This window comes from Pseudoxanthomonas daejeonensis, from assembly GCF_022637495.1.
Lineage (GTDB): Bacteria > Pseudomonadota > Gammaproteobacteria > Xanthomonadales > Xanthomonadaceae > Pseudoxanthomonas > Pseudoxanthomonas daejeonensis.
On the sequence record NZ_CP093331.1, the window covers coordinates 1816955 to 1842379 of the forward strand.

General features: G+C 70.1%; 22 protein-coding genes. 6 read left to right on the forward strand and 16 right to left on the reverse strand.

Annotated features, from left to right (window positions below; all coding sequences use genetic code 11):
• Positions 1-56: 56 nt before the first annotated feature.
• The 4 genes from MNQ95_RS08130 to MNQ95_RS08145 all read right to left on the reverse strand — a co-directional run bounded on the left by MNQ95_RS08130 (position 57) and on the right by MNQ95_RS08145 (position 3927).
• Positions 57-680 carry a 2-hydroxychromene-2-carboxylate isomerase gene (locus MNQ95_RS08130; protein ID WP_241952542.1) on the reverse strand — a complete coding sequence of 208 codons (624 nt, stop codon included), beginning with the start codon at positions 678-680 and terminating at the stop codon, positions 57-59.
• Positions 681-735: 55 nt separating this feature from the next.
• Positions 736-1128 (reverse strand): DUF1761 domain-containing protein, encoded by a 393-nt coding sequence (locus tag MNQ95_RS08135; protein ID WP_241952543.1) that lies wholly within the window; start codon positions 1126-1128, stop codon positions 736-738.
• 61 nt (positions 1129-1189) lie between these two features.
• Complete coding sequence (locus tag MNQ95_RS08140) at positions 1190-2488, reverse strand: amidohydrolase family protein (protein WP_425501324.1); 1299 nt, start codon at positions 2486-2488, stop codon at positions 1190-1192.
• Positions 2485-3927 (reverse strand): amidohydrolase, encoded by a 1443-nt coding sequence (locus MNQ95_RS08145; protein ID WP_162409983.1) that lies wholly within the window; start codon positions 3925-3927, stop codon positions 2485-2487. Before MNQ95_RS08145 ends, MNQ95_RS08140 begins: the two co-directional genes overlap by 4 nt.
• A 213-nt stretch (positions 3928-4140) precedes the next feature.
• Here MNQ95_RS08145 and MNQ95_RS08150 point away from each other — a divergent pair, with 213 nt between their 5' ends.
• Positions 4141-4632 carry a DUF924 family protein gene (locus tag MNQ95_RS08150; RefSeq protein WP_238390320.1) on the forward strand — a complete coding sequence of 164 codons (492 nt, stop codon included), beginning with the start codon at positions 4141-4143 and terminating at the stop codon, positions 4630-4632.
• A 76-nt stretch (positions 4633-4708) separates the two neighbouring features.
• Here the strand turns inward: MNQ95_RS08150 and grxD are convergent, their stop codons facing one another.
• Positions 4709-5635: a Grx4 family monothiol glutaredoxin gene (gene grxD, locus MNQ95_RS08155; RefSeq protein ID WP_162409981.1), complete on the reverse strand. Its 927-nt coding sequence runs from the start codon at positions 5633-5635 to the stop codon at positions 4709-4711.
• Positions 5636-5695: 60 nt separating this feature from the next.
• Between grxD and MNQ95_RS08160 the strand changes: the two genes are divergently transcribed.
• Together MNQ95_RS08160 and MNQ95_RS08165 are read left to right on the forward strand one after the other, a co-directional pair.
• Complete coding sequence (locus MNQ95_RS08160) at positions 5696-6475, forward strand: polysaccharide deacetylase family protein (RefSeq protein ID WP_162409980.1); 780 nt, start codon at positions 5696-5698, stop codon at positions 6473-6475.
• A 129-nt stretch (positions 6476-6604) separates the two neighbouring features.
• Positions 6605-7258: a Rossmann-fold NAD(P)-binding domain-containing protein gene (locus MNQ95_RS08165; RefSeq protein WP_241954393.1), complete on the forward strand. Its 654-nt coding sequence runs from the start codon at positions 6605-6607 to the stop codon at positions 7256-7258.
• 35 nt (positions 7259-7293) lie between these two features.
• On the opposite strand, the gene MNQ95_RS08170 is transcribed toward MNQ95_RS08165, so the two are convergent.
• The 3 genes from MNQ95_RS08170 to MNQ95_RS08180 are packed head-to-tail and all read right to left on the reverse strand — an operon-like array spanning position 7294 to position 9939.
• Positions 7294-7965: a methyltransferase domain-containing protein gene (locus tag MNQ95_RS08170; RefSeq protein WP_162410069.1), complete on the reverse strand. Its 672-nt coding sequence runs from the start codon at positions 7963-7965 to the stop codon at positions 7294-7296.
• Positions 7966-7982: 17 nt separating this feature from the next.
• Positions 7983-8654, reverse strand: coding sequence for an SGNH/GDSL hydrolase family protein (locus MNQ95_RS08175; RefSeq protein ID WP_162409978.1), 672 nt, complete (start codon positions 8652-8654; stop codon positions 7983-7985).
• 7 nt (positions 8655-8661) lie between these two features.
• Complete coding sequence (locus MNQ95_RS08180) at positions 8662-9939, reverse strand: aminotransferase class I/II-fold pyridoxal phosphate-dependent enzyme (protein WP_162409977.1); 1278 nt, start codon at positions 9937-9939, stop codon at positions 8662-8664.
• A 249-nt stretch (positions 9940-10188) separates the two neighbouring features.
• Between MNQ95_RS08180 and rsgA the strand changes: the two genes are divergently transcribed.
• A complete protein-coding gene (rsgA, locus tag MNQ95_RS08185; RefSeq protein WP_241952544.1) occupies positions 10189-11307 on the forward strand; it encodes a ribosome small subunit-dependent GTPase A in 1119 nt (372 codons plus the stop codon).
• A gap of 94 nt (positions 11308-11401) precedes the next feature.
• Positions 11402-12697, forward strand: coding sequence for a flavohemoglobin expression-modulating QEGLA motif protein (locus MNQ95_RS08190; RefSeq protein ID WP_241952545.1), 1296 nt, complete (start codon positions 11402-11404; stop codon positions 12695-12697).
• A 159-nt stretch (positions 12698-12856) separates the two neighbouring features.
• On the opposite strand, the gene MNQ95_RS08195 is transcribed toward MNQ95_RS08190, so the two are convergent.
• From MNQ95_RS08195 to MNQ95_RS08230, 8 genes are all read right to left on the reverse strand, one after another.
• Positions 12857-13252, reverse strand: coding sequence for a RidA family protein (locus tag MNQ95_RS08195; protein ID WP_162409974.1), 396 nt, complete (start codon positions 13250-13252; stop codon positions 12857-12859).
• 41 nt (positions 13253-13293) lie between these two features.
• A complete protein-coding gene (locus tag MNQ95_RS08200; RefSeq protein WP_241952546.1) occupies positions 13294-14787 on the reverse strand; it encodes an N-acyl-D-amino-acid deacylase family protein in 1494 nt (497 codons plus the stop codon).
• 1 nt (position 14788) lies between these two features.
• Complete coding sequence (locus MNQ95_RS08205) at positions 14789-15655, reverse strand: MurR/RpiR family transcriptional regulator (RefSeq protein WP_241952547.1); 867 nt, start codon at positions 15653-15655, stop codon at positions 14789-14791.
• A gap of 2 nt (positions 15656-15657) precedes the next feature.
• Positions 15658-17022 (reverse strand): GntT/GntP/DsdX family permease, encoded by a 1365-nt coding sequence (locus tag MNQ95_RS08210; RefSeq protein WP_162409971.1) that lies wholly within the window; start codon positions 17020-17022, stop codon positions 15658-15660.
• 31 nt (positions 17023-17053) lie between these two features.
• Positions 17054-18322, reverse strand: coding sequence for an amino acid deaminase (locus MNQ95_RS08215; protein ID WP_241952548.1), 1269 nt, complete (start codon positions 18320-18322; stop codon positions 17054-17056).
• A 115-nt stretch (positions 18323-18437) separates the two neighbouring features.
• Positions 18438-19346 carry a LysR family transcriptional regulator gene (locus MNQ95_RS08220; RefSeq protein WP_241952549.1) on the reverse strand — a complete coding sequence of 303 codons (909 nt, stop codon included), beginning with the start codon at positions 19344-19346 and terminating at the stop codon, positions 18438-18440.
• Positions 19347-19391: 45 nt separating this feature from the next.
• Positions 19392-20627, reverse strand: coding sequence for an FAD-dependent oxidoreductase (locus MNQ95_RS08225; RefSeq protein ID WP_241952550.1), 1236 nt, complete (start codon positions 20625-20627; stop codon positions 19392-19394).
• A 15-nt stretch (positions 20628-20642) separates the two neighbouring features.
• Positions 20643-22286 carry a gamma-glutamyltransferase family protein gene (locus MNQ95_RS08230; protein WP_241952551.1) on the reverse strand — a complete coding sequence of 548 codons (1644 nt, stop codon included), beginning with the start codon at positions 22284-22286 and terminating at the stop codon, positions 20643-20645.
• Positions 22287-22663: 377 nt separating this feature from the next.
• Between MNQ95_RS08230 and MNQ95_RS08235 the strand changes: the two genes are divergently transcribed.
• Positions 22664-25423, forward strand: a complete 2760-nt coding sequence (locus MNQ95_RS08235; RefSeq protein WP_241952552.1) for a TonB-dependent receptor — start codon at positions 22664-22666, stop codon at positions 25421-25423.
• The last annotated feature ends 2 nt before the right edge of the window (positions 25424-25425 follow it).

Consider the following 25425-nt stretch of genomic DNA (forward strand, 5'->3'; position numbering starts at 1 on the left):
CTTGAGTGTGAACCCTATCGCAAAACCGGCGCGCGTGGCGACTGCCGGAAGCCGGTTCAGCGGCGGCGTTCGATGCCCACCGGCAGTGTGGCGGCCGCCGCCATCGGCCCTTCGCGCAGCAGGCCAGGGTCTTCGAGCACCGCCAGCATCAGCGCGTGGCTGTCGTTGCCCCAGAACAGCTCCCCGTCCACGGCCAGGGTCGGTACGCCGAATACGCCCGCGGCCAGCGCCGCGTCGGTGTTCGCGCGCAGGCGCTCCTTCACGCCCGGGTCGGCGAGGGCGGAGGCCGGATCGTCGATGCCCAGTCCCGGCGCGGCCGCCGCCACGGCATCGTCGCCACTGCGGCCTTCGCGCCAGATGGCATCGAAGATCGTGGTGATCGCCTGCGGGGTGGACCCGGCCGCCACGCACAGCCGCAGCGCGGCCAGCGGGTTGAACGGGTGCGCCGGCGGGAATGCCAGCGGTACGCCCTCGCGAGCGGCCTGCCACAGCGCCTGGCGGTAGATGAACTCGCGTTTCTTCGGGATCTCGGCCGGGCCGCGGATGCCATGGGCATGCAGCACCGCGCCGAACACGATCGGCACCGCGTCCACGCGCCCGGCCTCGGCCAGCGGACGGATCTTCTGCCAGTGCACGTAGGAGAACGGCGAGACGAAATCGAAGTACCAGCGCGGCGACATGGGCGAACTCCCGGCGGAATGGATCAGCCCGGCCAGCACCTGCGGCCGGGATCGTTCAGTGCCACAGGCCCAGGACCAGTCCGTACAGGGCGAACTGCAGCGTGTGGTAGCCACCATCGATCAGCCACAGCTTCAGCGAGCGGCCCGCGAACAGGTAATTGATGCCGAAACTGGCCGCGACCCAGCACAGGCCGGCAGCGATGCCGGCACCGACCGCATGCGCGAGCGCCGGTGCCGGGCCGAGGAATACCGCGAACACCGCTGCGGCGACCAGGCTGAGCAGGAACGCGCCGCCGAAGATCGCGGCCGGATGGCCGTTGGGCTTGTCCGGATCCACGCCGGCTTCGCGGCACCAGGCCTGCTTGAACAGCGGTCCGTACCAGAGGCCGCCGAGCAGGAAAGCGGAGGCGGCGGCAGCCAGCACCGCCCAGATATTGATGTCGGCCATGTCACGACTCCGGGGTGACGACGCGCGCCAGCGTGTGCCGGCGCGCGCGGGCTTGCAAGGGTCAGCGCGAGTACGCCGGCGGCAGTCCGCTGTCGCCGGTGCCGCGTAGGTAGCGGTCGCGCAGGTCGGTCTGGCGCGAACGCATCGGCATGGCGCGGCCACCGAGCCAGACCTGCTGCGCGGTGTTGATCACGTCCAGCGGATCGCCGGTCCACAGCACCAGGTCGGCGCTGCGGCCAACGGCAATCGTGCCGATGCGGTCGCCCACGCCCAATGCCTGCGCCGGGATCCGGGTCAGGCCGGCCAGGCCTGCCTCCCACGGCAGTCCGTGGGCCACCGCGTTGCCGGCCAGCTGGCGCACCTTGCGCGCGTTGTGCGAGGCGTCGCCAGCCTGGGTGAAGCTCACGTCCACGCCGGCCTGTTCGAGCATCGCTGCATTGCGCAGGGTCGCGCCGATCTGGTCGAAGTTGCCCGGCAGGTCGGCCAGCGCATCGACGAACACCGGCACCTGGGCCTGCGCGATCTGCGGCGCCAGCTGCCAGGCTTCCGCGCCCCCGGCGATCGCGATGCGGACGCGCTCGCGTGCGGCCCAGCGCAACAACTGGCGGATGTCGGCGGCGCGGTCGACCTTGACCACGATCCGGCCCTGCCCGTTGAGGAAGCGCGCCAGCACGGCACGTCCGGCAGGGGTGAGCAGGGCATGCGGTGAATCGGTCGGCACGCGGCCACGCGCCTCCGACACCATCTGGTCCAGCAGCATCCACTGCGCCGCGCGCGACTTGCCGCTCAGGTCGGCTGCACCGGCACCGAGGCGGATGAAGAGCGCGCGCGGACCGATCGGGTCGGCGCTGCCGTCCAGCCGCATGACTCCGCCCTGGCCGGCGACGAAGGACTTGCCGCTGCCGGCGGCCAGCAGGGTGAAGCCCAGGCCTTCCACGCGCGCCACCGGGATGAGCACCGAGGCAGGGTTGTAGGCCAGGGTCACGTCGAACTCCGGCCGCACCGGCTGGTCTTCCAGCGACAGCTCGCCGTCGACGGTCGGTGCTTCGCCGGAGACTTCCTCCAGGCCGATGTCGGTGATGCCGCCGAACAGCGCCGGGGTCAGCGGCTTGCCGCCGGCTTCGACCGTGGTCACGCCGGCGGGGGCGGTCAGTCCTTCGCCGACCGCGCGGATGGTGCCGCCCTGGACCAGCACGTCGGCGTTCTGCAGCGTGCCCTGCGCACCCGCGGTGTGCACGGTGGCGTTGCGGATCAGCAGGTCCTGGGCGAAGGACGGCAGCGATGCCGCAGCGAGAAGACCGGCGGCCAGGCCGGCCCGGACCAGGCGGGCGAGCGGGTGCATGCGATGGCGGCGGCTCACAGCACACCTCCCGGGGCGGCGGCGGGCTGGCCGAGCATGAAGTCCGAACGCGGTTGCCGTGCAGGGTCGTCGCGGTCGTAGATGCGCGCGCCATCTATGTAGACCTGTTCGGCATGCGCATAGGAACTGAAGGGCGACTGGTTCCAGACCACCACGTCGGCCAGCTTGCCGGCCTCCAGGCTGCCGGTGCGGTCGGCCACGCCCAGCGAGCGCGCGGCGTTGGAGGTCAGCCAGGTGATCGCGCGTTCCGGCGGGATATCCATCCCTGCACGGCGGGCGTTGGCGACGACCTTGGCCGCTTCCTGGTTGAGCCGCTGGATGCCTTCTTCCGAATCGGAATGCACGATCGCGCAGCCGTTCTTCGGGCGGTCCACCAGGGCGATGTTCTCCTGGATACCGTCGAAGGCCTCCATCTTGAAGCCCCACCAGTCGGCCCACAGCGCGCCGCAGATGCCCTCCTCGGCGAGCCGGTCGGCGACCTTGTACGCCTCCACGCCATGGTGGAACGCGGCGATCCTGAAGCCGAATTCCTTGGCCAGGTCGATCATCGTGGTGATCTCGTCGGCGCGGTAGCAGTGGATATGCACGAGGATGTCGCCGTTGATCGCGCCGGCCAGCGTATCGAGCTTGAGGTCGCGCTTGCCGCCGGCGTCGCCGGCGCTGTCGTTGCCATCACCGGATGACTGCCACCACTTGCGCTTGGGCTTTTCCTGCGGCTTGCCGCCGCCGTTCTTGCGCAGGTATTCGCTGGCGTCGATGAAGGCGGCGCGGTAGCCGGCGACATTGCCCATCCGGGTCGACGGCGCGGTGCCCTTGCCGCCGTACACGCGCTTGGGGTTTTCGCCGCAGGCCATCTTCAGGCCCCATGGCGCGCCGGGGAATTTCATCGCCTGGTAGCTGGTGGCCGGCACGTTGCGCAGGGTCACGCCGCGGCCGCCCACCAGGTTGGCCGAGCCGGGCAGCACCTGCAGGGTGGTGATGCCGCCCGCCAGCGCGGCGGCGAAGCCCGGGTCCTGCGGCCACACCGAATGCTCGGCCCAGACATTGGCGGTGACCGGCGCAGTCATCTCGTTGCCATCGCTGTGCGCCTTGACGCCCGGGCTGGGATACACGCCCAGGTGCGAATGCACGTCGATGATGCCGGGCGTGATCCATTTGCCGGTGGCGTCGACCACGCGCGCGCCTTCGGCGGACAGTCCGGCGCCGACCTGGACGATCCTGCCGTCGCGCATCAGTACGTCGGCGCCGTCCAGGCGCTGGCCGGTGCCGGTGAGCACCGTCGCATTGCGCAGCAGCACCGCTTCGGAGGGCAGCGGCTTGTAGGTGCTGGGATACGGATCGTCGGTGAAACGCGACGCCGCGTTGGCGGCCGGAGCGAGGCCGCAGGCGATCGTGCCCATGACAGCGAGGCCCGCGGTGGCGAGCAGAGGGTGGCGCATGGTTTTCCCCGAGGTGAAGCCGTGGCCACCGAACCTAAACGGCTGGCGCCCGGCATGCAATGTGCCGATGGAGGGGTGTGGCCGATCGCGGTCACGGAACTGCCCGCTGCACGTGCCGGCAACGCGCGATGGCGCATGATTGGCGGAAATTCGCGGAGGCACGACGTGGCAACGACGATCGAAGAGGTGGTGGGATTCTGGCGGCAGGCCGGCATGCAGGCCTGGTTCAACGGCGACGCCGGCTTCGACCGCGAGTGCGAGGCCCGGTTCCTCGATGCGCACCTGGTCGCGGCGCGGCGCGGCCATGAAGACTGGCGGGAGACCGCCGAAGGCGCGCTGGCGCTGCTGGTCCTGCTGGACCAGATCCCGCGCAACGTGTTCCGCGGAACCGGGCACGCCTTCGCCACCGACGGCCTGGCGCGGCACTACGCCGAAGCTGCGCTGCAGGCCGGCCACGACCGCACGGTGGAACCGGAACTGCGCGCGTTCTTCTACATGCCGTTCGAGCATTCCGAAGACCTGGCCGACCAGCGGCGTGCGGTCGAACTGTTCGAGGGACTCGGCAACGAGGTCTATACGAAGTATGCGATCGCCCACCAGGAGGTGATCGAGCGCTTCGGTCGCTTCCCGCACCGCAACCGGGCCCTGGGCCGGCAAAGCACGCCCGAAGAGCAGGCCTGGCTCGACGCCGGCGGCGGCTTCTGACGCGGCGGAAAAGAAAACGGAGCCACGAGGGCTCCGCTTCCGGGCGCTGCGCGGGCCGGGCTGGCCGGCCGCCGGCTCAGTACTTCGGTACGCTGCCGTCCACTTCCGTCGCCCAGCGGTCGATACCGCCCTCGATGTTGAAGACGTTGCCGAAGCCCTTGCCGCTGAATTCCGTCGCGGCCTGGCCGCTGCGGCCGCCGTGGTGGCACAGGAACGCCAGGCGGGTGTCCTTCGGCAGTGCTTCCAGGTCCTCGCGGCCGGAGCCGTCGAAGGTGCGATGCGCCACCGCGACCGATGCGATGGCGCGCTCTTCCGGCGGACGCACGTCGACCAGCACCAGCTCGCCAGCGCGGACCTGGCGGTCGGCTTCGGCCGGGGTGATCGCCTGCACGGACTTGGGCGCGTTCGGGTTGTCGATCGCCAGGCCCTGGCCGCGGACGTCGTCGACCCAGTCAATGGTGATGCCGTTGGCGCGGCGCGCGCTGGCCGGGTCGAACTGGATGCGCAGGCCCTGCACGTCCACCGCGATGGCGTTGTCGTTGCGCGGGGCGATCTGGAAGCGCGGCTGGAAGCGCGCGTCGATCGACAGCGACAGCGCCGCGTTGCCGGCATCGCCCAGTGCGCCGGCCAGCTTCTCGGCGGCGGCCGGCGTGACCGTGACCTGCGGGGGCGTGCGGTCCTGTGCGGGCAGGCCCAGCAGCTGCGACAGCTCGCCGCTGGCCGACAGCTGCTCGATGATGTCGCTGCCGCCGACCAGTTCGCCGTCGATGTACAGCTGCGGGATCGTCGGCCAGTTGCCGAACACCTTGATGCCCTCGCGGATGTCCTGGTCAGCCAGCACGTTGACATGGGCGTACTCGATGCCCAGGTCTTCCAGCACGCCGGTAGCCTTGGCCGAGAAGCCGCACTGCGGCATGCCGGGCTGGCCCTTCATGAACAGCACGACGCGGTTGGCCTGGAGCAGCGATTCGATGCGCGAACGCAGGGCGGGATCGAGGGACATGGGGGACTCGCAAAGGGGGATTCCGGGCCCGCCATTCTACCCCCGTGGCATCATGCGGCGATGAGCGCCCCGGCAACGCTGCATCGCATCCCACGCACCCCGCGAAGGTGGTGGGCATGGCTTCTGCTGTCGCAGCTGGCGGTGCTGGCGTTGTGGGGGTGGCTGGGCTGGGCCTGGGGCTTGCCGGCGCTGGTGCTGTCGCACATGGCGTTCATCGTGCCGGTTTTCCTGCCGCGCTCGCGGCTGTACGCACCGGTGCTGGTGCGGTTGCCCGGCGCCGATCGCGCGGTGTGGCTGACGATCGACGATGGTCCTTCCGACGACACGGCCGCCATCCTCGATGTGCTCGACCGCCACGATGCCCGCGCCACGTTCTTCCTGGTCGGCGAACGCGCGCGGGCGCGCCCGGCGCTGGTCGCCGAGATCGTGCGCCGCGGCCATGGCATCGGCAACCACAGCCAGACCCATCCGGCCGCGCGCTTCTGGCGGCTGGGACCGGCGACCATGGCGCGCGAGATCGAAAGGGCGCAGCAGGCACTGGCCGAAGTGGCGGGAACGCCGCCGCGCTGGTTCCGTTCGGTGGTCGGGCACACCAATCCCTTCGTCGCCGCGCCGCTGCACGCGCACGGCCTGGCACGGGTGGCGTGGACCGCGCGCGGCTACGACGCGGTCGACGGCGACCCGGTGCGCGTGCTGCAGCGGATCACCCGGGGCCTGCATCCCGGTGCGATCGTGCTGCTGCACGAAGGCGCCGCGCACGGTCGCAGCGTTGAGATCATCGAGGCCATGCTGTGCCTGCTGGCCGAAGAGGGGTACGGGGTCGTCGAACCGCCGCAGTAGCTGTGTCTCGCCCACAGTGCGAAGGCCAGCGAGGTCGCGCCGGGCCTGCCGGCCGAACCGGGTACGGGTTCTCGGACCCCGCAGTCACCAGCGCCTTGCACCACCGCCGTGATCGGCTATCGTGCGGCGATGGACGCATCCGGTCATCCACCCAAAACCGTGCTGCTCGCCGGCGCCACCGGGCTGGTCGGCCGCCACGTGCTGGACCTGCTGCTGGCCGATTCGCGCGTGGGGCGGGTGGTCGCGCCCTCGCGGCGGCCGCTGCTACCGCATCCGAAACTGCAGGACGTACGCGTGGACTATGACGCCCTGCCCGTGGATGCCCCCTGGTGGGCAGTGGATGCGGTCATCTGCACGCTCGGCACCACGATCAAGGTCGCCGGCAGCCAGGAGGCGTTCCGCCGGATCGACCACGACTATCCGCTGCAGGTCGCCATCCTGGCGCGCCGCCATGGCGCCGGCGCGTATGCGCTGAACTCGGCGAAGGGCGCCGACGCCGGTTCGCGCATCTTCTACAGCCGGGTCAAGGGTGAGCTGGAACGTGACCTGGCCACACTGGATTTCCCATCGCTGACCTTCGTGCGGCCAGGACTGATCGGTGGCGAACGCGCCGAGACGCGCACGGGCGAGGCGATGGCCTCGGTCGTGTTGCGCGCGCTCGGCGCGGTCCTGCCGCGAGCCTGGCGGATCAATCCGGCGTCGCGCATCGCCGCCGCACTGGTGGAGGCTGCGTTGCAGGCACCGCCCGGGCAGCACGTGGTGGAATCGGCGCAGCTGGCCTGAAGCGGGGCCGCGACGGCCTGGCGAGGCAGGCGCGCTCAATCGCGCGAAGCGACCACCAGCCAGTTGTTGAACGGGGTATCGCCGGCCAGCGGCGAGAACTCGCTGCGCAGGCCGGCCGCGTCGAAGCATGCACGCAGCTGCGCCGCATCGGGATAGTGGCGCGGCGCCGATTTCATCCAGCCCAGCAGGTGCGACAGGCGGTCGGTGATCCGGGTGACGTGGCCGCGGCCGCTGCCATCGTCCAGGCCGGTGCGGATCACCAGCTTCGTGCCCGGTTCGAGCATGCCGATCATGCCGTCCACGATCGCCTGCTGGCGCTCGGGGGTGAAGAACTGCAGCACGTCCAGCATCGCCACGCTGCCGCGGTGCGGCGGCAGGGTGCGCGACAGGTCCTGGGTCTCGAAGCCGGCATCGGCCAGGCCGCGGCGCGAGGCGGCGCGGCGGGCATCGACGATCTTGCGCGCATCGTGGTCCACGCCGAAGTAGCGCAGACCCAGGTCCTCCTCGTGCAGCGCATGGGCGAGCAGGCCCAGGCCGCAGCCCAGGTCCAGCAGAGGCGCGCGGGTACCGCGCAGCGCTTCGCATACGCCCGGATACAGCGGGTCGCTGCGCAGCTTGGCCCGCGCGTAGTAGTAGTGATAACGGTTGCCCAGCGGCCAGTCGGGGAGGAACGCACTGGCGATGCGCTTGGCGCGTTCGGCCGACAGCGGTGGCAGCGCGGCGCTCATCGGGCAAGGGTTCCGTGTGCCAGCGCCGTGCGTGCCGCCGGCAGCGCCAGCGCGCTCCACAGCGCGTACATGGCCGCCGAGGGATGCAGGCCGTCGTCGGCCAGCATCCGTACTTCGCCGCCGTGCTCGCGGCTGGCCGGGGCGATGTCGATCCAGTGCGCACCCGCGCGCAGGCTTTCCTCGCGGCAGGTCGCGTTGAACGCGTCGATCTGCGTGGCCACCAGCCCCGCATCGCGCGACTGCGCGATGGCGAACGGGGTCACGCCCCAGTCCGGGATCGCCAGCACCAGCACCCGGCGTGGGTCGCTACCGGCGAAGCCGATCGCGCGCGCCAGCAGCGCGGCGAACTGCACGCGGAACTCGTCCAGCGGGCGGCCGCGGTACTGGTTGTTTACGCCGATGAGCAGGCTGACCAGCGCGTGGTCCGTGCCCAGCGGCGCCTGCGCGTGCGCGGCGTCGATGCCCGCGTCCAGTTCATCGGTGGTCCAGCCGGTGGTGGCGATGACGTGTGGTTCGCCCAGGTCAAAACCTTCATCGCGCAGCGCGCCAGCCAGTTGTACCGGCCAGCGCCCGGACGGGTCGACGCCTTCGCCGATCGTGTACGAATCACCGAGCGCGAGGAACGCCGGTGCGTGGGGTGCGTCTGCGGAACCGGTGCTCGCCGTCATCGACTGGTCAGGCCGCCGCGTTGCGCGACTTGGCCTTCAGTGGCACGACCTTGGTCGCGGCTTCGGCACGCCGCGCCAGGGCGCGGTCGATGCGCCCGAACACCTCGCCCATCACCTCGGCCTGCGGCAGCAGGGTCACCCGGAAGTGGTCGCGGTAGGGCACGTTGAAGCTCGAGCCGGGCACGATCAGCACGCCTTCGGTTTCCAGCAGTTCCAGTGCGAAGGCGTGGTCGTCGAAACCGCGCGCGGCCGCGCCGACCACCGACGGGAACGCGTACAGCGCACCCTTGGGCTCGACCAGCTGCAGATGCTCGCTGGCGGCGCAGGCCTCGATCACCGCGCGGCGGGTTTCGTACAGGCGCCCGCCCGGCGCGCACAGCGCACTGATCGTGTCCGGGCCACCGACCGCCGCGGCGATCGCGTACTGCCCGGCCACGTTCGCGCACAGGCGCAGGCCCGACAGCAGGTCCAGCGCATTGCGGTAGTCGGTGGTGCGCGACGGTGCACCGGTCAGGATCGCCCAGCCCACGCGCCAGCCGCAGGCGCGGTGCACCTTGCTCAGGCCGCTGAAGGTGATGCACGGGTGGTCGCCGGCGATCGGCGCCAGCGGCTCGAACGCGGCGCCGTCGTACAGCACCTGGTCGTAGATCTCGTCGACCAGCAGCAGCAGGTTGTGGCGCTGGGCGACCGCCACCAGGCGCTCGAGCAGTTCCTTCGGATAGACCGCGCCGGTGGGATTGTTCGGGTTGATCAGCACGATCGCGCGGGTGCGCGAGGAGACCAGGCCCTCGACCTCGACCGGGTCGGGGAGGAAGCCGTTCTCCGGCGCGCAGCGGTAGTACACCGGGCGGCCGTCGTTGAGGATGGTGGCGGCCGACCACAGCGGGTAGTCGGGCGAGGGCACCAGCACTTCGTCGCCCGGGTTGAGCAGGGCGCGCAGGGTCATGTCGATCAGCTCGGACACGCCATTGCCGACGAACACCCGGTCGCTGTCCACGTGCGGTGCGTTGCGTGCGCGGTAGGCGGCGGCCAGCGCCTCGCGCGCGGCGGGCAGGCCGAGCTGGTGGGTGTAGGGATCGGTGTGGTCGATGTCGTCGACGATGGCGCGCTGCAGGTGCGCCGGGGCACGGAAACCGAACGCGCCGGGATTGCCGATGTTGAGCTTGATCAGCGTGCGTCCCTCCGCTTCCAGCGCGTGGGCTCGCCGTGCCAGTTCGCCGCGGATCTCGTAGCGGACTTCTGACAGGCGCTCGCGGACGCTGAGCGGTTTCTCGGTGGGGGACATGGCGGCAAGCAGGAAGGAGGGGGTGGGCTGGCATGTTAGCGGAAAAAAACCGCGCAAGTGCCTGTCTGCCAAGGGTTGTCGGGGGACGTGACCGGGGTTTCGATTTCACCGGAAATCGTCCCGTCAGGGGGGGCACGGGCAGCCGGTTGCTGCCGCGGGACGGGTCGCCGCAGCGCGCCCTGCCCGCGATGAGGCTAGCCGGGCGAACGCGCGCCGGCGCAGCCGGGGGCGCCGCGAATACAATGCCGCATGGATCCTGCCGACATCGATTACACCCCCCTGCGCCAGATCGGTTGGCCGTGGGCGGGCCCGTCCGAGGATCCGGCGTGGCACTCCCTGGCCCACGCCCATCCCGGCGCGCGCCCGGCACGGGTCAGCGAGCAGCACCGCACCGGCTATGTGCTGGCCGATGCGCCCGATACCGGCTTCCGGGTCGAGTCGCCGCCGGAATGGCAGCGCCGCCCGGTGTTCAAGGCCGACGGCGTGCCGCTGCACGAGCGCGCCGCGGTCGGTGACTGGGTGCTGCACGACGGCCGCCGCATCCTGGCCATGCTGCCCCGGCGCAGCGCGATCAAGCGCGCCGCCGCCGGTGAGCACTACCAGCAGCAGGTGATCGCGGCCAACGTCGATACCGCCTTCGTCGTGTGTGGCCTGGACGCCGACTTCAACCCGCGCCGGATCGAGCGCTACATGATGCTGGTCGGTGGCAACGGCGTGCAGCCGGTGGTCGTGCTGACCAAGGCCGACCGCGACGGCGCCGATGTCGATGCCGCGCTGGACATGCTGGCCGAACTGCGTGCGCAGGGCGTGCCGGTGCTGGCGCTCAATGCCAAGGATGCCGATGCCGTGTCCGCGTTGCGACCGTGGATCGGCCCGGGCCAGACCGCGGTGCTGGTCGGTTCCTCCGGTGCCGGCAAGTCGACCCTGAGCAACAGCCTGCTTGGCGAGCAGAGGATGAAAACCGCCGAGGTGCGCGAGCACGATTCGCGCGGCCGCCACACCACCACCCACCGCGCGCTGATCGCGCTGCCCTCCGGCGCCTGCCTGGTCGACACGCCCGGCATGCGCGAGCTCAAGCCCACCGGCGAGGAGGAACTGGCCGACGGCGGTTTCGCCGACGTCGAGGCGCTGGCCACCCAGTGCCGCTTCAACGACTGCGCCCACCAGAACGAGCCCGGTTGCGCGATCCTCGCGGCGATCGAGGCCGGCGAACTGGACGGCGCGCGCGTGGCCAACTACCTCAAGCTGCGCGACGAGATCGCCGGCGCCGCCGACCGCCTGGCCACGCGCCTGGCGCAGAAGTCCGACGCGCGCGTGCAGAACAAGTCGCTGCGCAAGCGGCTGGACGAGAAGTACCCGCGGCGCTGAGCGCGCGTGCTGCGGGCGGAATAGACTCCACGGACGGTGGCCGGCACTCCACTGCCGGAACGCAGGCAGGCCACGCGCGGCACGCATCCGATGCATGGCCGCTGGATTCCCGAGGAGGCACCCCCTGGCCATCCCGACCGACATCGCCCACCACGCCGCACTCGACGAGCGCATGGTCAAGGCGGTGCGCGGGATCAGGTTGCTGGCGCTGGCCAGCTGGCCGGCCAGCGTCCAGGTCGAATTCCTCGAGCGCTGGCACCGCGGCCAGGCCGTGCTGCCGGTGGTCACCTATCCCCGCCTGGACTTCACCGACGTACGACGCGAGCTGGACGGCATCGCTGCCGCCGCCGACCCGGAACATCCGCTGGGCCTGTACCTGCACGATTCCGCCGAAAGCTGGAGCCGTGCGGCGGCACTGCTCGAGGCGCTGGGAACGCCGCAGGCCTGCGTCGAATCGGCGGCGCTGTTCGGTCGCCCCGACCAAGCGCTGCCCGGCGATGGGCCGACCACGCGCGAGGCCGCCAGCCACTTCATCCAGATCGCCAGCGAGCTGGACCACGAACTGATCGCGCCGGAAGAACAGGTGCCGGTGTCGGCCACCGCTCTGTCGCTGCAGCTGCAGTCGGACCTGGACGACTTCTTCAACGCGCGCGTGATCACGGTCGAACTGGATCCGGACATGATCGCCAAGGCCGCCGCCGGTGCCACCCGCATCCGCCTGCGTGCCGGTGCGGCATTCAACGACTACGACCGCCGGCAACTGTTCCACCACGAGGCCCTGGTGCATTCGCTGACCGCGCTCAACGGCCAGGAGCAGCCGCACATGCGCAGCCTGGGCCTGTCTTCGCCGCGGATCACCGCCACCCAGGAAGGACTGGCGACGTTCGCCGAGCAGATCACCGGCAGCATCGACATCGAACGGCTGAAGCGGATCAGCATGCGCATCGAGGCGATCGCCATGGCCCTGGAGGGCGCCGATTTCCTGCAGGTCTTCCGCTATTTCCTCGACGGCGGCCAGAACGAGACCGAAAGCTTCGTTTCGGCGCAGCGCGTGTTCCGCGGCATGCCGGTCACCGGCGGCAGCGCCTTCACCAAGGACGCGGTCTACCTGCGAGGCCTGGTCGGCGTGCACACCTTCTTCCGCCATGCGCTCAAGCAGGACCGCCTGCGCCTGTGCCGCTGGCTGTTCGCCGGCAAGATGACCCTGCGCGACGTGGTCCGCTTCGAACCGCTGTTCCAGGACGGCACGCTGGCGCCCCCGCGCTGGCTGCCGCCCTGGGTCGAGCGCGCCAACGGCCTGGCCGGCCAGCTGGCGTTCTCGCTGTTCGCCAACCGGATCCGCATGGACCGGATCCGGGACGAGCCGGTGCGCGACCCAAAGAAGCCGTAGCGAGGCATCGCAGCGCCGCTGCCCGCCGGTTTTTGTAGGAGCGGGCATGACCGCGACCGCCACGGTGGACGTGGCGACGGTGCCCGGGGGTTTCCCGAATTGTTCCGTTGCCCGGTCGCGGTCATGCCCGCTCCTACAAAAGGAGGGGCAGCGATGCGGTCAGTCCGACTGGCGCTTGTACGCCACGCAGTCCACCTCGACCTTGCAGTCCACCACCATGCGCGATTCCACGCAGGCGCGCGCCGGCGGATGCTCACCGAAGTAGTGCTTGAACACCTCGTTGAACGCGGAGAAGTCGCGCGCGTCGTCCAGCCATACGCCACAGCGGACGACGTGCTCGGGACCGTAGCCGGCCTCGGCCAGGATCGCCATCAGATTGCCGATCACGACGTGGGACTGCTCGGTCACGTTTCCGGCAACCATCTGGCCGTCGCGCCTGGGCACCTGGCCCGACACGTACAACCAGCCGTCGGCCTGGACCGCGCGTGCGAATGGCATGTGCTGCCGGCCCTGGCCAACACCGCCTTCGGCTCCGTAACGCTTGATGTCGCTCATGTGCTTCTCCGTTTGAAAACAGGGTCTTTCGAAAGGGGATGTCAGTGTGGCGCGAGGAAGCCGCCGTGGCGTTCGCAGGCCACTTCGCGCCCGTCCCAGGCGAGCCGGCCGTTGACCCACACCGCGTGGATGCCCGCCGCCGGCCGCACCGGATCGTGGAAGTCGGCGACGTCGCGCACCGTGGCCGGGTCGAACAGGACCAGATCGGCGCAAGCGCCCTCGCGGATCGTCCCGCGGTCGTGCAGGCCGAAGCGCGCGGCCGGCAGCCCGGTCATCTTGTGCACGGCGGTGTGCAGCGGAAAGAGTTTCTCGTCGCGCGCGTAATGGCCGAGCACGCGCGGGAACGTGCCCCACAGGCGCGGATGCGGGCGCGGATCGCGCGGCAGTCCGTCCGACCCGATCATGGTCAGCGGATGGGCCAGGATCCGGCGCACGTCGGCCTCGTCCATGCAGTAGTAGACCGCGCCGGCCGGCTGCAGCCGCATCGCGGCGCCGAGCAGGGTGGTGTGCCAGTCGCTGGCGATCTCGGCCAGCAGGCGGCCTCCCTGGTCCGGATGCGGCTGCGACCAGGTGACCAGGATGTCGTAGTCGGCGGTGACCTGCTTGAGGTCCAGGGTCGAACTGCTGGCCGCGTATGGATAACAGTCGCAGGCCACGTCGTGGCCGCGGGCGCCGTGCTCCAGCGAGGCCTGCTCCAATGCGGCCAGCACTTCGCCGCTGCGCCCCCAGTTGTCCACGCCGGCGCACTTGAGGTGCGACACACGCACCGGCGCGCCGCTGTGGCGGCCAACCGCGACCGCCTCCTCCAGCGCCGGGACGATCTGTTCGAACTCGTCGCGCAGGTGGCTGGCGTAGGCATGGCGCCGGTGATCCAGTTCCTCCGCCAGGGCGAGCACTTCGGTGTCCGGCGCCTGGAACGCGGAGGCATAGGCCAGGCCGGTGCTCAGGCCCAGCGCGCCGGCGTCTAGGCTTTCGCGCAGCTGCACGCGCATGGCGGCGATCTCCGCGTCGCTGGCGGCACGGCCGACGCGGTCCATGTGGTTCTGGCGCAGCGCGGTGTGGCCGACCAGCGCCGCCACGTTCACCGCGGGACGCGCCGCATCCACTGCGGCGCGGTAGTCGGCGAAGCGCGGGTAGGCGAACTCGTCGTCGTCGCCAAGCAGGTTCATCGGATCGGGCACGCGGCCGCCGGGCGTTCCGCCGGGCAGGACCGGGCTGGCGCTGATGCCGCAGTTGCCGACGATCACCGTGGTCACGCCCTGGCTGAGCTTGGCCGGCATCGCCGGATTGCGGATCACCTCGAGGTCGTCGTGGGTGTGCGCATCGATGAAGCCCGGCGCCAGTGCCAGGCCTTCGCCCTCGACGACCTGGGCATTGCCGGCCGCGAGCGTACCGGCCGCGGCGACCGCGACGATGCGGCCGTCGCGCACGCCGACGTCGCCGCGCATACCGGGCGTGTCGCTGCCATCGAGGACCAGCACGTCGCGCACGACGAGGTCGAACGCGGGCACGCCATAGCTTGCGCCGACGTCCATCTCAGTCTCCCAGCGGCAGGCGTTCGTCGCCGCCGCCGCGCCAGGTGTCCAGCGCCAGCTTGATCCGGCGCAGTCGCTCGCGGTTGCCCGCCGGATCGAGCAGGGCCACCGTGGTGGCGAGCACGTCGATCGCCAGCAGCACCGCATAGCGCGAGGCCGAGGGCTTGAACACGAAATCGGTCTCTTCCAACGCCAGCGGCAGCAGCCATCCGGCCTGCGCCGCCAGCGGCGTGCCGGCGCGGGTGATCGCGCCCACCCGGGCGCCGTAGCCGCGTGCGATTTCCACTGCCTCGCGCAGTTCCGGATTCAATCCGCTGACCGAAAGCGCCAGCACCACGTCTCCCGGCTCCAGCGTGGCGGCGAGCATGCGCATCGCCACCGCATCGCTACAGGCCGCCGCCGGCAGGCCGAGCCGGGTCAGCCGGTGCTGCAGCTCCTGGGCGAAGACCGCCGAACTGCCGCCCATGCCCAATACGTGGATGCGGCGCGCGCTGGCCAGCGCTTCGGCCAGTGCGCGCACGACCGGCTCGGAGAAGCCGGCCAGGTTGCGGCGAAGGACGCCGTCGATATCGTCGGCAATCTGGGTGTGCAACGCCGGCAGCGGGGGCGCGCCGGCATCGTCGAGGAAACGGCGCCCGACCGCACCGGCTTCGGCCAGTCCGGCGCGCAGTTCGCGCACGTGCGCGCAACCCAGCGCCTTGGCGAAGCGCGACACCGCGGCGACGCTGACGCCGGCGCGCGCCGCCAGCTCGCCGACGCCGGACTGCGCGGCGGCCGGGATGTCGGCCAGGATCGCATCGGCGATACGGCGTTCGACCGGGCTGAAACCGTCACGGCGCTGGCGCAGCTGGTAGACGAGGTCGTGCATGGTCATGCCGCCGGCAACACGCTGGCCAGGAGCGCGGTCAGTGCCAGGGCGACCACCGAGATCAGCGTTTCCAGCACCGTCCAGGTCTTGAACGTCTGCGCCACCGACATGTTGAAGTACTCCTTGACCAGCCAGAAGCCGCCGTCGTTGACGTGCGACAGGATCAGCGAGCCGGCGCCGGTGGCCAGCACCAGCAGCTCCGGGTGCGGATAACCGGCGGCCAGCGCGATCGGCGCCACGATCCCGGCCGCGGTACTCATCGCCACCGTCGCCGAGCCGGTCGCGATGCGCATCAGCGCGGCCACGGTCCAGCCCATCAACAGCGGCGACAGCGCGAAGTGTTGGGACAGCGCGGTGATTTCCGCGGCCACGCCGGTCTTGACCAGGATCCCGTTGAGGCCGCCGCCGGCGCCGACCAGCAGGGTGATCGCCGCGGTCGGAGCCAGGCAGTCCTGTGAGAATTTCAGGATCTGCTCGCGGTTGAAGCCGCGCATCAGGCCGAGGGTGACGAAACTCAGCAGCGTGGCCAGCAGCAAAGCCACCACCGAATTGCCGATGAAGCGCAGGAGTTCGTTGGCCTGCGTGCCCGGCGTGGCCAGCACGTCGGCCCAGCCGCCCAGCAGCATCAATCCGACTGGCAGCAAAAGCGTGGCGATGGTGATGCCGAAGCCGGGCAGCGCCTCGTCGGGCACGTGGCCGTGGCCGGCATCGAGCAGGGCCGCTTCCATCGGGTTGTGCGCAGGAAGCTGCACGCGCGGGGCAACGAATTTCGCGAACACCGGCCCGGCCAGCGCGGCGGTCGGCAGGCCGACGATCAGCGCGTAGGACACGGTGCGGCCGACGTCGGCCTGGTATTCCTTCACCGCCAGCATCGCGGCCGGATGCGGCGGCACCAGCCCGTGCACCACGGACAGGCCGGCGACCATCGGCAGGCCGACCAGCAGCAAAGGCACGCCGGTGCGGCGGGCCACGTTGAACGCGATCGGCACCAGCAGGACGAAGCCGACCTCGAAGAAGATCGGCAGGCCAATGCCGAACGCCACCAGCATCATCGCCCAGTGCACGTTCTTCGGGCCGAACCAGGCGATCAGCGTGCGCGCGATGCGCTCGGCGCCGCCGGACTCGGCCATCATCTTGCCGAGCATCGTGCCCAGCGCCACGATCAGCGCGATGTGCCCCAGCGTGCGGCCCACGCCCTGCTCGTATGCGGCCACGATCTCGCCGGCCGGCATGCCCGCGGCCAGGGCCAGGCCCAGCGAGACCAGGGTCAAGGTGATGAACGGATTGAGCCGGTAACGCGCGATCAGCACGATCAGCGCGCAGATCGCGATGGCGGCGTAGACCAGCAACAGGCTGCCCGGGGTCATGCGCGCTTCCGTGCGGGTGTCTGGACCGCGATCAGAAGCACGTGCGCACCACGCCGGTCACGCGCCACGCATCATTCACGCGCAGCAGGTGCCGCCACTTGTCGAAGGTCAGGCACGGATGGGAGATGTCGAAGCACAGCAGGTCGCCGACCTGCAGGTCGTCGTCGGCCTGCAGCTGCAGGAACGCGTGCTGGTCCATCATCGCGCCGAGCTGCCAGTGGGCGGGAGTGGCGCGCGGCGCGTCGTCGCCGGCGCGGTAGTGCAGCGCCGGTACGGGCAATCCCGCATCGAACGCCGCATCGCGCTTGCCCAGGCCGACGATGGCGCGGCCTGGCTCGGGCCGCGACTGCACGCAGGCCCACAGCTGCAGCGCCGGCCGCAGGCCTTCGGCCATCTTCCGCGCGACCGGATTGGAGGCGTGGATGCGCGCTTCGGCCTCGCGGTAGGCGCCCACGTCATGGGTCAGGTAGCAGCCCGGGCGCAGCAGCACGCGCACGCCCGGATCCCGGGCCGCTTCGGCGAACTCCTCGGCGACCACGTCGTACCAGGCCGAACCGGCGCCCGACAGCAGCACGCGTTCTTCGGCGAACGCGCCCTCGGCGCGCAGCGACTTCAGCGTGGCGAGCGTGCGCTGCAGCAACGCACGGATGCCCGCTTCGTCCTTGAGCACGCCCTCGTAGGTCTCCACCCCGACCAGCGCCAGCGACTGGGGCCAGCGGGCGACGGCGGCGGCGACCTCGCGTACCTGCGCCTCGTCGCGCACGCCGGTGCGGCCACCGGCCACGCCGACTTCCAGCAGCAACCGCAGGCGTTGCCCGCTGCCGGCGAAGAATGCGCCCAGCACCTCCGCATTGGCGGCCGAATCGACCAGGCAGCAGAACTCGAAGTCCGGGTCGGCCAGCAGGCCGGAAACAATGGCCATGTTGGCCCGGTCGGCCAGCTGGTTGGCCATCAGCACCCGGCGCACGCCGTGCCGGTACGCATCGCGCACCTGTGGCGCGGTCGCCAGGGTGATGCCCCAGGCGCCGGCCTCCAACTGCATCGCGAACAGCTCCGGGCTCATCGTGGTCTTGCCGTGCGGGGCCAGCTCGACCCCGTAGGCATCCATGAACCCGCGCATCCAGTCCAGGTTGTGCCGCAGTGCCGAGTCGCGCAGGACCGCGGCCGGCAGGCTGACGTCGCCGCCGAGGATCGACCAGCCGTAGCTGCCGACGTGTTCGTCCTCCGCCGGATCCGGAGCCGGGCCGAGCCCCTTGCCACGCAGTGGCATCGAGATCGCGTGAATGGAATTATCAGTCATTCGCTGCGTCCCCGATTGATTGGTAGGTGCGTCACCCCGAATTTCGGACAATACATGAAAATTAATTTCATAGCGTCCGGCACGCTTCCGCCCCTGCGCCACCGCGCGCGGGCCGTCAGCTTTCGAGGCGAGCTACGGACTGGCCCTTGGCCTCGGCCAGGGTGGCCTGGAAGATCTCGATGAAGCGCTCGGCGGTCCGCGATGGCGGCCGGTCTTCGAGGTACACGCACTCGATCCGGAACCTGATCGGCGGTTCGAGCGGCAGGAATCCCATCCGCTCGTCCGCGCTGGCGCGTGCGGTGAATTCGTCCACCACGGTCATGCCCACGCCGCATCGGGTCAAGGCCGCTGCCAGGTAATAGGTCTGGTTGGAGACGACCTCGTGGATGTTGACCCCGTGGTGCTCGAGCTCGCCCGCCAACAGGTCGCCGATCGGCCCGCTGCTGGCCAGGCCCACCATGTCCCGCCCGTCGAGCTGGCCGATCGGCACCGATGGTCCCGGCGCTGGCAGGTCGCCGTTCTGGAAGAGCAGCATCAGCAAGCCCTCGTCCAGGATGCGTTGCTGCATGCGCGGATGGTGCGGGGGGTTGTAGGCGAACGCGATGTCGCATTCGCGTTCGTAGAGCGCCTGGAACAGGTCGTCGTGGTGCAGGGTTTGCACTTCGAACGTCACCTGCGGATGGGCGCGGCGGAACAGCGCGATCGCGCGCGGGGCCACGTGCAGTCCGAGCGAAGGCACCACCGCCAAGCGAACGTGGCCGCCGCCGCTGTTGCGCAGGTTGGCCACCGTCTTCTGCAGGGAGCCGATGCGTTCGAAGATCTCCTTGATCTCCACGAACAGCGCGTGCGCCTCGTCGGTGGCCACCAGCCGCCCACGCACCAGCGCGAACAGCTCGAAGCCGAGCTGGTACTGGGTGTGGTGGAGCACCTTGCTGACCGAGGGCTGCGAGACGTGGAGCGAGCGCGCCGCTGCACTGATCGAGCCGGTGGTGTAGACCGCGTGGAATACTTCTATCTGGCGCAACCGCATGAGTCATCTTAGGCCAGACCGGAGTCGGACGGCCACCCTTCAACGTGGCGGGAACAGCGCGGCGACGCGCTCGGCGCTGCCCATCGCCAAGGTCCAGCCGAGCATGCCGTGGCCGATGTTGAGCACCAGCCCGGGTGCGACCTGGCCGATGATCGGCGTGGAAAACGGCGTGACCGGGCGCAGGCCGGCCCAGTGGCTCGTGACGCGCCCATAGTCGGCCGCTTCCGGCAGCGAGGCCCGGGCAAGCGACACCAGCTCCTGCACGCGAGACGGTTCCGGCGACGGATCCCAGTCGTTGACCTCGGCCAGGCCGGCGACGCGGATGCGGTCGCCCAGCCTGCAGAACACCAGCTTGCGCGCCGTGTCGGTGATGCTGGCCGACGGGGCGGCTGCGCCGCATGGCGCGGTGAAGGAATAGCCCTTGACCGCCATCACCGGGACCCGGATGCCCAGTGGGCGAAGCAGCCGGCCGCTGTCGATGCCCGCGCACACGATCACATCGCGCGCGGTGGCGGTGCGACCCTCGGCATCCTCCAGCCGCCAGGACGTCCCATCGCGCCGCAGCTGCTTCAGGTCGAACCCGAAAGAGCAATCGACGCCATGCTGGTTGCGTGAAACTTCGAGCAGTCCGTTGCTGAACGCCCAGGGATCACCGACTTCCTCGTCGGGCGAATACACCACGCCGGCCATGCCACTCGCACCCGCCAGCGCGGGCTCGATCGACATCGCTTCGGCGGGGTCGACCAGGCGCTGGCGCATGCCCCGCTCGCGCTTGAGCGCGATCATCGTCCGTGCCGCGGGCAATGCGTCGGCGCTGTAGTAGACGTGCAGCTTGCCCGCCGTCCGCTGCCCGAATGCGATCGGGTGGCTGTCCAGCAGGGCGTCCATCGCCGCACGCGACTCCAGTGCCAGTTCAAGCGTGGACAGGGTGTTGCGATGCAGCCGCGCGGTGGTCGCATTGCGCAGGAACGACAGGCCCCAGCGGAGATAGTCGGGATCGAGCGAAGTGCGTGCGCGGAACGACGGGTCGCGCCCGGTCAGCAGGCCAGGAAGCTGTTTCCACAACGCAGGGCCGGCCATTGCATCGGTATAGGCGTAACTGAGCTGCGCGCCATTGGCGAACGAAGCGCCCAGGGCCGGACCGGCGGCGCGGTCGAGCAGATGGACGTGGTAGCCGCGTCGCGCCAGTGCATAGGCCGTGGCGACGCCGACGACTCCGGCGCCGATGATGGCGACATCGGCGTGTCCGCGGGCGGAAGCAGGAGCTGGGGACATGGGACTGGCGCTTCCTCAGGGTAGGGGTGCTGCGGTGCCTTCGCGACGGGGATCGGCGCCCCATTGCCAGCGCCCGTCACGCAGCAGGATGCCGTGCAAGCCGGAGTCCTCGCCAGCGCCGGGACGCACGTCCACGCCACGCGCATGCAGGCCGTCGAGGATGTGCGGGGCAAAGCCACCGGCCTCGCCATCGAAGCGCCGGCCGCGGGCGACCAGGTTGGGCAACGCGATGGCTTCGTCCAGGGCCAGGTCCCAGTAGAGCGCGCCGACCAGCGCCTTGCCGATGTAGGCGGGGATCGCGGAGCCGCCAGGCGATCCGATCGCGCCGGCCAGGCGGCCATCGGCGTCGAGCAGGATCGCCGGCGTCATCGACGAGCGCGGGCGCTTGCCCGGGGCGATGGCGTTGGCCATTCCCGGGCGGCCCTGCGCATGGTCCCAGGCGAAATCGGTGAGCTGGTTGTTGAGGAAGAAGCCGTCGACCATGCGCCCGGAGCCGAAGTACGACTCGACGGTCGAGGTCACCGACGCCGCGTTGCCATCGCGGTCGACCACGACGAAATGGGTAGTGCCGGCCGCTTCCGCGGTCTCGTCGCGGCCCGCTTGTGGCGCGCCGGCGGGCGTGCCGGCCGGGTAACCATCGGCCGCGGCGCGCGCGCCGATCAGCGCGATCCGCGCACGCACGTAATCAGGCGCCAGCAATCCGTCGACTGGAACCGGGTTGAAGCGCGGATCGCCCACGTAGCGGTCGCGGTCGGCGTACATGATCCGGCTGGCTTCGGCGAACAGGAACCACGCGTGTGGATCCTGTGGCCCGCGTGCACCGATGTCGGTCTGCTCCAGCAGGGCCATCAGCTGCAGCAGCCCGACTCCGCTCGACGGCGGCGGTGGCGTGCACAGGCGGTAGCCCCCGATCGGCCGGCACAGCGGCTCCGCCTTCTCGGCGGCGTAGCTGGCCAGGTCTGCCGTGGTCATGCCCCCCGGCAGCGGCGCCTGGAGCGTACGCGCGACGATCCGGCTGGCCAGTTCGCCTTCGTAGAAGGCACGCGGACCGCGTTCCGCCAACGTCCGCAGCGTCGCCGCGTAGGCGGGATTCCGAAGCGTGTCGCCGGCGTCCAGCACGCGCCCGTCGGCCGTGCGGAAGAACGCCTGCACATCCTTGGTCCGGGCCTGCGGGAACGTGCCGTGGATATGGCGCGCCATGCGTGGACTGATGGTGAATCCGGCTTCGGCGGTACGCGCGGTGTGCCCGAACAGCTCGAACCACGGCAGTCGCCCATGATCCTGCAACGCCAGCGCGAACACGGCCACGGTGCCGGGCACCCCGGTGGCGCGTCCGCTGAGCATGGCCTGGTCGCGCGGCAGCGGCTGGCCATCCTCGTCGTCGAACATCGCCGTCGATGCCGAGGCCGGCGCCTGCTCCCGCCCCAGGTACGTGGTGACCTGGCGGGTGCGCGCATCGTAGGCAGTGATGAACGCGCCGCCACCCAGGCCAGAACTCTGCGGCTCGACCAGGCCCAGCATCAGCTGCACCGCCAGTGCCGCATCCATCGCGCTGCCGCCGCGCGCGAGGACTTCGGTCCCGGCTTCCACCGCCAACGGATGGGCGGCCACCACGATCGCCTGCCCCGTAGCGGAACCGGCAACGGCCGGAGGCGCCACGCCGGCCGTCGTCCGGCATGCGGCGATGCCAAGACAAAGCGCCAGAAGCGCCAGCTGCCGCAGCGGCGCGCGCAAGGAGCCGGCGCGGCCAGGGTCGGATGCGAGGGGAGGGGAGGCTGCGGCAACCGGCATGGGACCAGCTTAAGCGGCCACTTCCGGTGCACATGAGTCACTTTGCATGGGTCGCCAATAACTCGCAGCTATGGGTCGCTTCGAGCCCGGGACGGGATGGTGCGTGGCGGAGGCCTGCCATAGCCCGCAGCTATACCCGTCCTCCCGAAACATGCGGGACAAGCCCGAGACGGTGCCGCCACTCTGGGGAACGCAGGCGCAGCGGCGGCCTGACCATCGCGAACCTTGGGGGACGACACTCGATCATGAGCGTACACAGCAAACCATTGAGCCTGATTTCCGGCACCGTACTGCTCGCCGGCACTCTATACGCTGCCTCGGCCATCGCCGCCGAGAACGGTCAGAGCCCGCCCGCCGAAGCCACTGGCGACGCGACACCCGCAACACCGACGACCCTGGACGCGGTCAGCGTCACGGGCTCGCGGGTGATGAGCGCCGGCTTCGAGTCGCCGACCCCGGTCACCTCGATCACCCAGGAGCAGATCCAGGCCGAGGCACCCAACAGCATCGTCGACTACATCAACACGCTGCCGGCCATGGCCGGTACGCGCTCGCCGACACAGGGCAACAATGCGATCAGCTCCGGCGCCACCGGCATGAGCCTGCTCGACCTGCGTGGCCTGGGCGCCGAGCGCACCCTGGTACTGGTTGATGGCCGCCGTTACGTCGGCTCGACGCTGACGGGCAGCGTCGATGCCAACGCGCTGCCAACCGGCCTGATCAAGGGCGTGGACATCGTCACCGGCGGTGCGTCATCGGTCTATGGATCGGACGCGGTCGCCGGCGTGGTCAACTTCATGCTCGACAAGTACTACACGGGCACCAAGGGCTACGTGCAGGCCGGACGCTCGCGCCATGGCGACGACGATCAGGCCAGCGCGGGCATCACCTTCGGCCAGGCCTTCGCCGATGATCGCGGCCACTTCCTGATCAATGCCGAGCACGCGACCTCCGACGGCGTCGGCGCGGTCCGCGACCGGCCGTGGTTCCGTGGCTGGGGCACGATGGTCAATCCAGGGTGGACCGCCACCAATGGCGAGCCAAACCGGATCATCGTCCCGTTCCTGAACCGTCCCAATGAAGCCGTGGGTGGCCTGATCACGTCAGGCCCGCTCAAATGGATGGCGTTCTCGCCCGACGGCACCCCGCGCACGTTCGATCCCGGCATGCTCGATCTGACCGGCAGCAGCAGCTCCGGCGGTGAACTCGATGGCCACTTCGCCAGCGTCTCGCTCAAGGGCGCCAGCGAGCGCCAGAACCTGTTCGCCCGTGGCTCGTTCTGGATCAACGACAACTTCGAGGTGTTCGCCGAAGCCGGCCATGCCAACTCGGTGGTGCGCACCAACTCGTCGTACAACTACTACGGCGGCTCGCTGACCATCTCCCGCGACAACGCCTATCTGCACCCGCTCGTGGCCCAGGCCATGGACAACGCCGGCGTGAGGAGTGCCGCCTACGGCCTGCTGCTGGGTGACGCCAGTCCGCGCGTGGAGACCACTACCGACCGCGCCGTGGTCGGCCTGTCCGGCCAGTTGGGCCAGTCGTGGACGCTGGATGCCTATTACCAGTACGGGCGCAGCAAGCTGCACACCCAGGTGCAGAACACTTCCAACACCACCCGCCTGAAGCTGGCGATCGATGCAGTGGTCGATCCGGCCAGCGGCCGCATCGTCTGCCGTTCCTCGCTGGCCAATCCGGGGAACGGCTGCGTTCCGCTGAACACCTTCGGTGGCGCCAACATGTCCGAGCAGGCCCTGGCCTATGTGCTGGGCTCGCCGGAGCTGCGCCAGACCATGAAGCAGGAGGTGGTCTCCGCCATCCTGCGCGGCGAGCCGGCGCAGTTGCCGGCCGGTCCGCTGGTCACCGCGTTCGGCGTCGAGGCACGTCGCGAAAGCGTCGAGGGTTGGGCCGACCCGGCCGGACTCAGGCGCGAGTGGCTGTTCGGCAACTTCCTGCCCACCAATGGCGAGAATGAAGTCAAGGAGGCCTTCGTCGAGGCCCTGGTCCCGCTGGTAGCGGACGAGCTTTCGCTCAACGCCGCCGCGCGCGTGGCCGACTACGACTACTCGGGCACCGCCTTCACCTGGAAGCTCGGCGTGACCTGGAGCCCGCTGGATGCGTTGACCGTGCGTGCCGCGCGCTCGCGCGACATCCGTGCGCCGAACCTGGCCGACCTGTACCAGGCCGGCGTGACCCAGCGCCAGAGCGTGACCGATCCGTGGTTCAACAACACCCTGCGCAACATCGAGCGGGTGATGACCGGAAACCTCAACCTGAAACCGGAAGAGGCCGATACCACCAGCCTGGGCATCGTGTTCTCGCCGTGGGACAACTTCCAGGGTGCGGTCGACTACTACCAGATCGAGATCAAGGACGCGATCACCTCGTTGAGCAACCAGCAGGTGATCCAGCGCTGCTACGACGGTGACACCGAGGTGTGCCGCCTGGTCCAGCGCGATGCCACCGGTGCGGTTTCCGGATTGACCATGAGTCCGGTCAACGTCGCCAAGCGTGTCATCCGCGGCATCGACACCGACCTGATCTACAGCCAGCCGCTGGAGGGCATGGGCGACAACACCTCGCTGGAGATGCGCCTGATCGCCACCCGCCTGCTGGAAAGCACGAGCGAGAATCCGTTCGCCAGCTACGACTATGCCGGCGAGAACACCGGCAGCTCGCCCAAGTGGCGCGCGCTGGCCAACGCGACCCTGCGCAGTGGCCCGGCCCGCATAGGAGCCTCGGCGCGCTTCGTCGGGTCCGGCGTGCTGGACAACACCTGGGTCGAAGGCGTGGACATCGACGACAACCACGTGCCGAGCACGTGGTACCTGGGCCTGTCCGGCGCCTATACGTTCGGTGGCGAACGCTTCGAGGCCTATTTCAACGTCGACAACGTCCTGGACAAGGCGCCGGTGCGCATCGGCAACAACAACAACGGCATCAACGGGGTCCTGTACGACCTGGTCGGCCGCTACTACAGCGTCGGCCTGCGCTTCAGTTTCTGACC

Bases quoted from the DNA above. Each gene is read 5' to 3' on its own strand.
- MNQ95_RS08205 (WP_241952547.1), bottom strand. From the start codon at position 15,655: ATGCACGACCTCGTCTACCAGCTGCGCCAGCGCCGTGACGGTTTCAGC.
- MNQ95_RS08175 (WP_162409978.1), bottom strand. From the start codon at position 8,654: ATGACGGCGAGCACCGGTTCCGCAGACGCACCCCACGCACCGGCGTTC.
- grxD (WP_162409981.1), bottom strand. From the start codon at position 5,635: ATGTCCCTCGATCCCGCCCTGCGTTCGCGCATCGAATCGCTGCTCCAG.
- MNQ95_RS08160 (WP_162409980.1), top strand. From the start codon at position 5,696: ATGAGCGCCCCGGCAACGCTGCATCGCATCCCACGCACCCCGCGAAGG.
- MNQ95_RS08145 (WP_162409983.1), bottom strand. From the start codon at position 3,927: ATGCGCCACCCTCTGCTCGCCACCGCGGGCCTCGCTGTCATGGGCACG.
- MNQ95_RS08200 (WP_241952546.1), bottom strand. From the start codon at position 14,787: ATGGACGTCGGCGCAAGCTATGGCGTGCCCGCGTTCGACCTCGTCGTG.
- MNQ95_RS08130 (WP_241952542.1), bottom strand. From the start codon at position 680: ATGTCGCCGCGCTGGTACTTCGATTTCGTCTCGCCGTTCTCCTACGTG.
- MNQ95_RS08165 (WP_241954393.1), top strand. From the start codon at position 6,605: ATGGACGCATCCGGTCATCCACCCAAAACCGTGCTGCTCGCCGGCGCC.
- MNQ95_RS08235 (WP_241952552.1), top strand. From the start codon at position 22,664: ATGAGCGTACACAGCAAACCATTGAGCCTGATTTCCGGCACCGTACTG.
- MNQ95_RS08210 (WP_162409971.1), bottom strand. From the start codon at position 17,022: ATGACCCCGGGCAGCCTGTTGCTGGTCTACGCCGCCATCGCGATCTGC.
- MNQ95_RS08135 (WP_241952543.1), bottom strand. From the start codon at position 1,128: ATGGCCGACATCAATATCTGGGCGGTGCTGGCTGCCGCCGCCTCCGCT.
- MNQ95_RS08150 (WP_238390320.1), top strand. From the start codon at position 4,141: ATGCAGGCCTGGTTCAACGGCGACGCCGGCTTCGACCGCGAGTGCGAG.
- MNQ95_RS08195 (WP_162409974.1), bottom strand. From the start codon at position 13,252: ATGAGCGACATCAAGCGTTACGGAGCCGAAGGCGGTGTTGGCCAGGGC.
- MNQ95_RS08190 (WP_241952545.1), top strand. From the start codon at position 11,402: ATGGCCGCTGGATTCCCGAGGAGGCACCCCCTGGCCATCCCGACCGAC.
- MNQ95_RS08215 (WP_241952548.1), bottom strand. From the start codon at position 18,322: ATGACTGATAATTCCATTCACGCGATCTCGATGCCACTGCGTGGCAAG.
- rsgA (WP_241952544.1), top strand. From the start codon at position 10,189: ATGGATCCTGCCGACATCGATTACACCCCCCTGCGCCAGATCGGTTGG.
- MNQ95_RS08180 (WP_162409977.1), bottom strand. From the start codon at position 9,939: ATGTCCCCCACCGAGAAACCGCTCAGCGTCCGCGAGCGCCTGTCAGAA.
- MNQ95_RS08225 (WP_241952550.1), bottom strand. From the start codon at position 20,627: ATGTCCCCAGCTCCTGCTTCCGCCCGCGGACACGCCGATGTCGCCATC.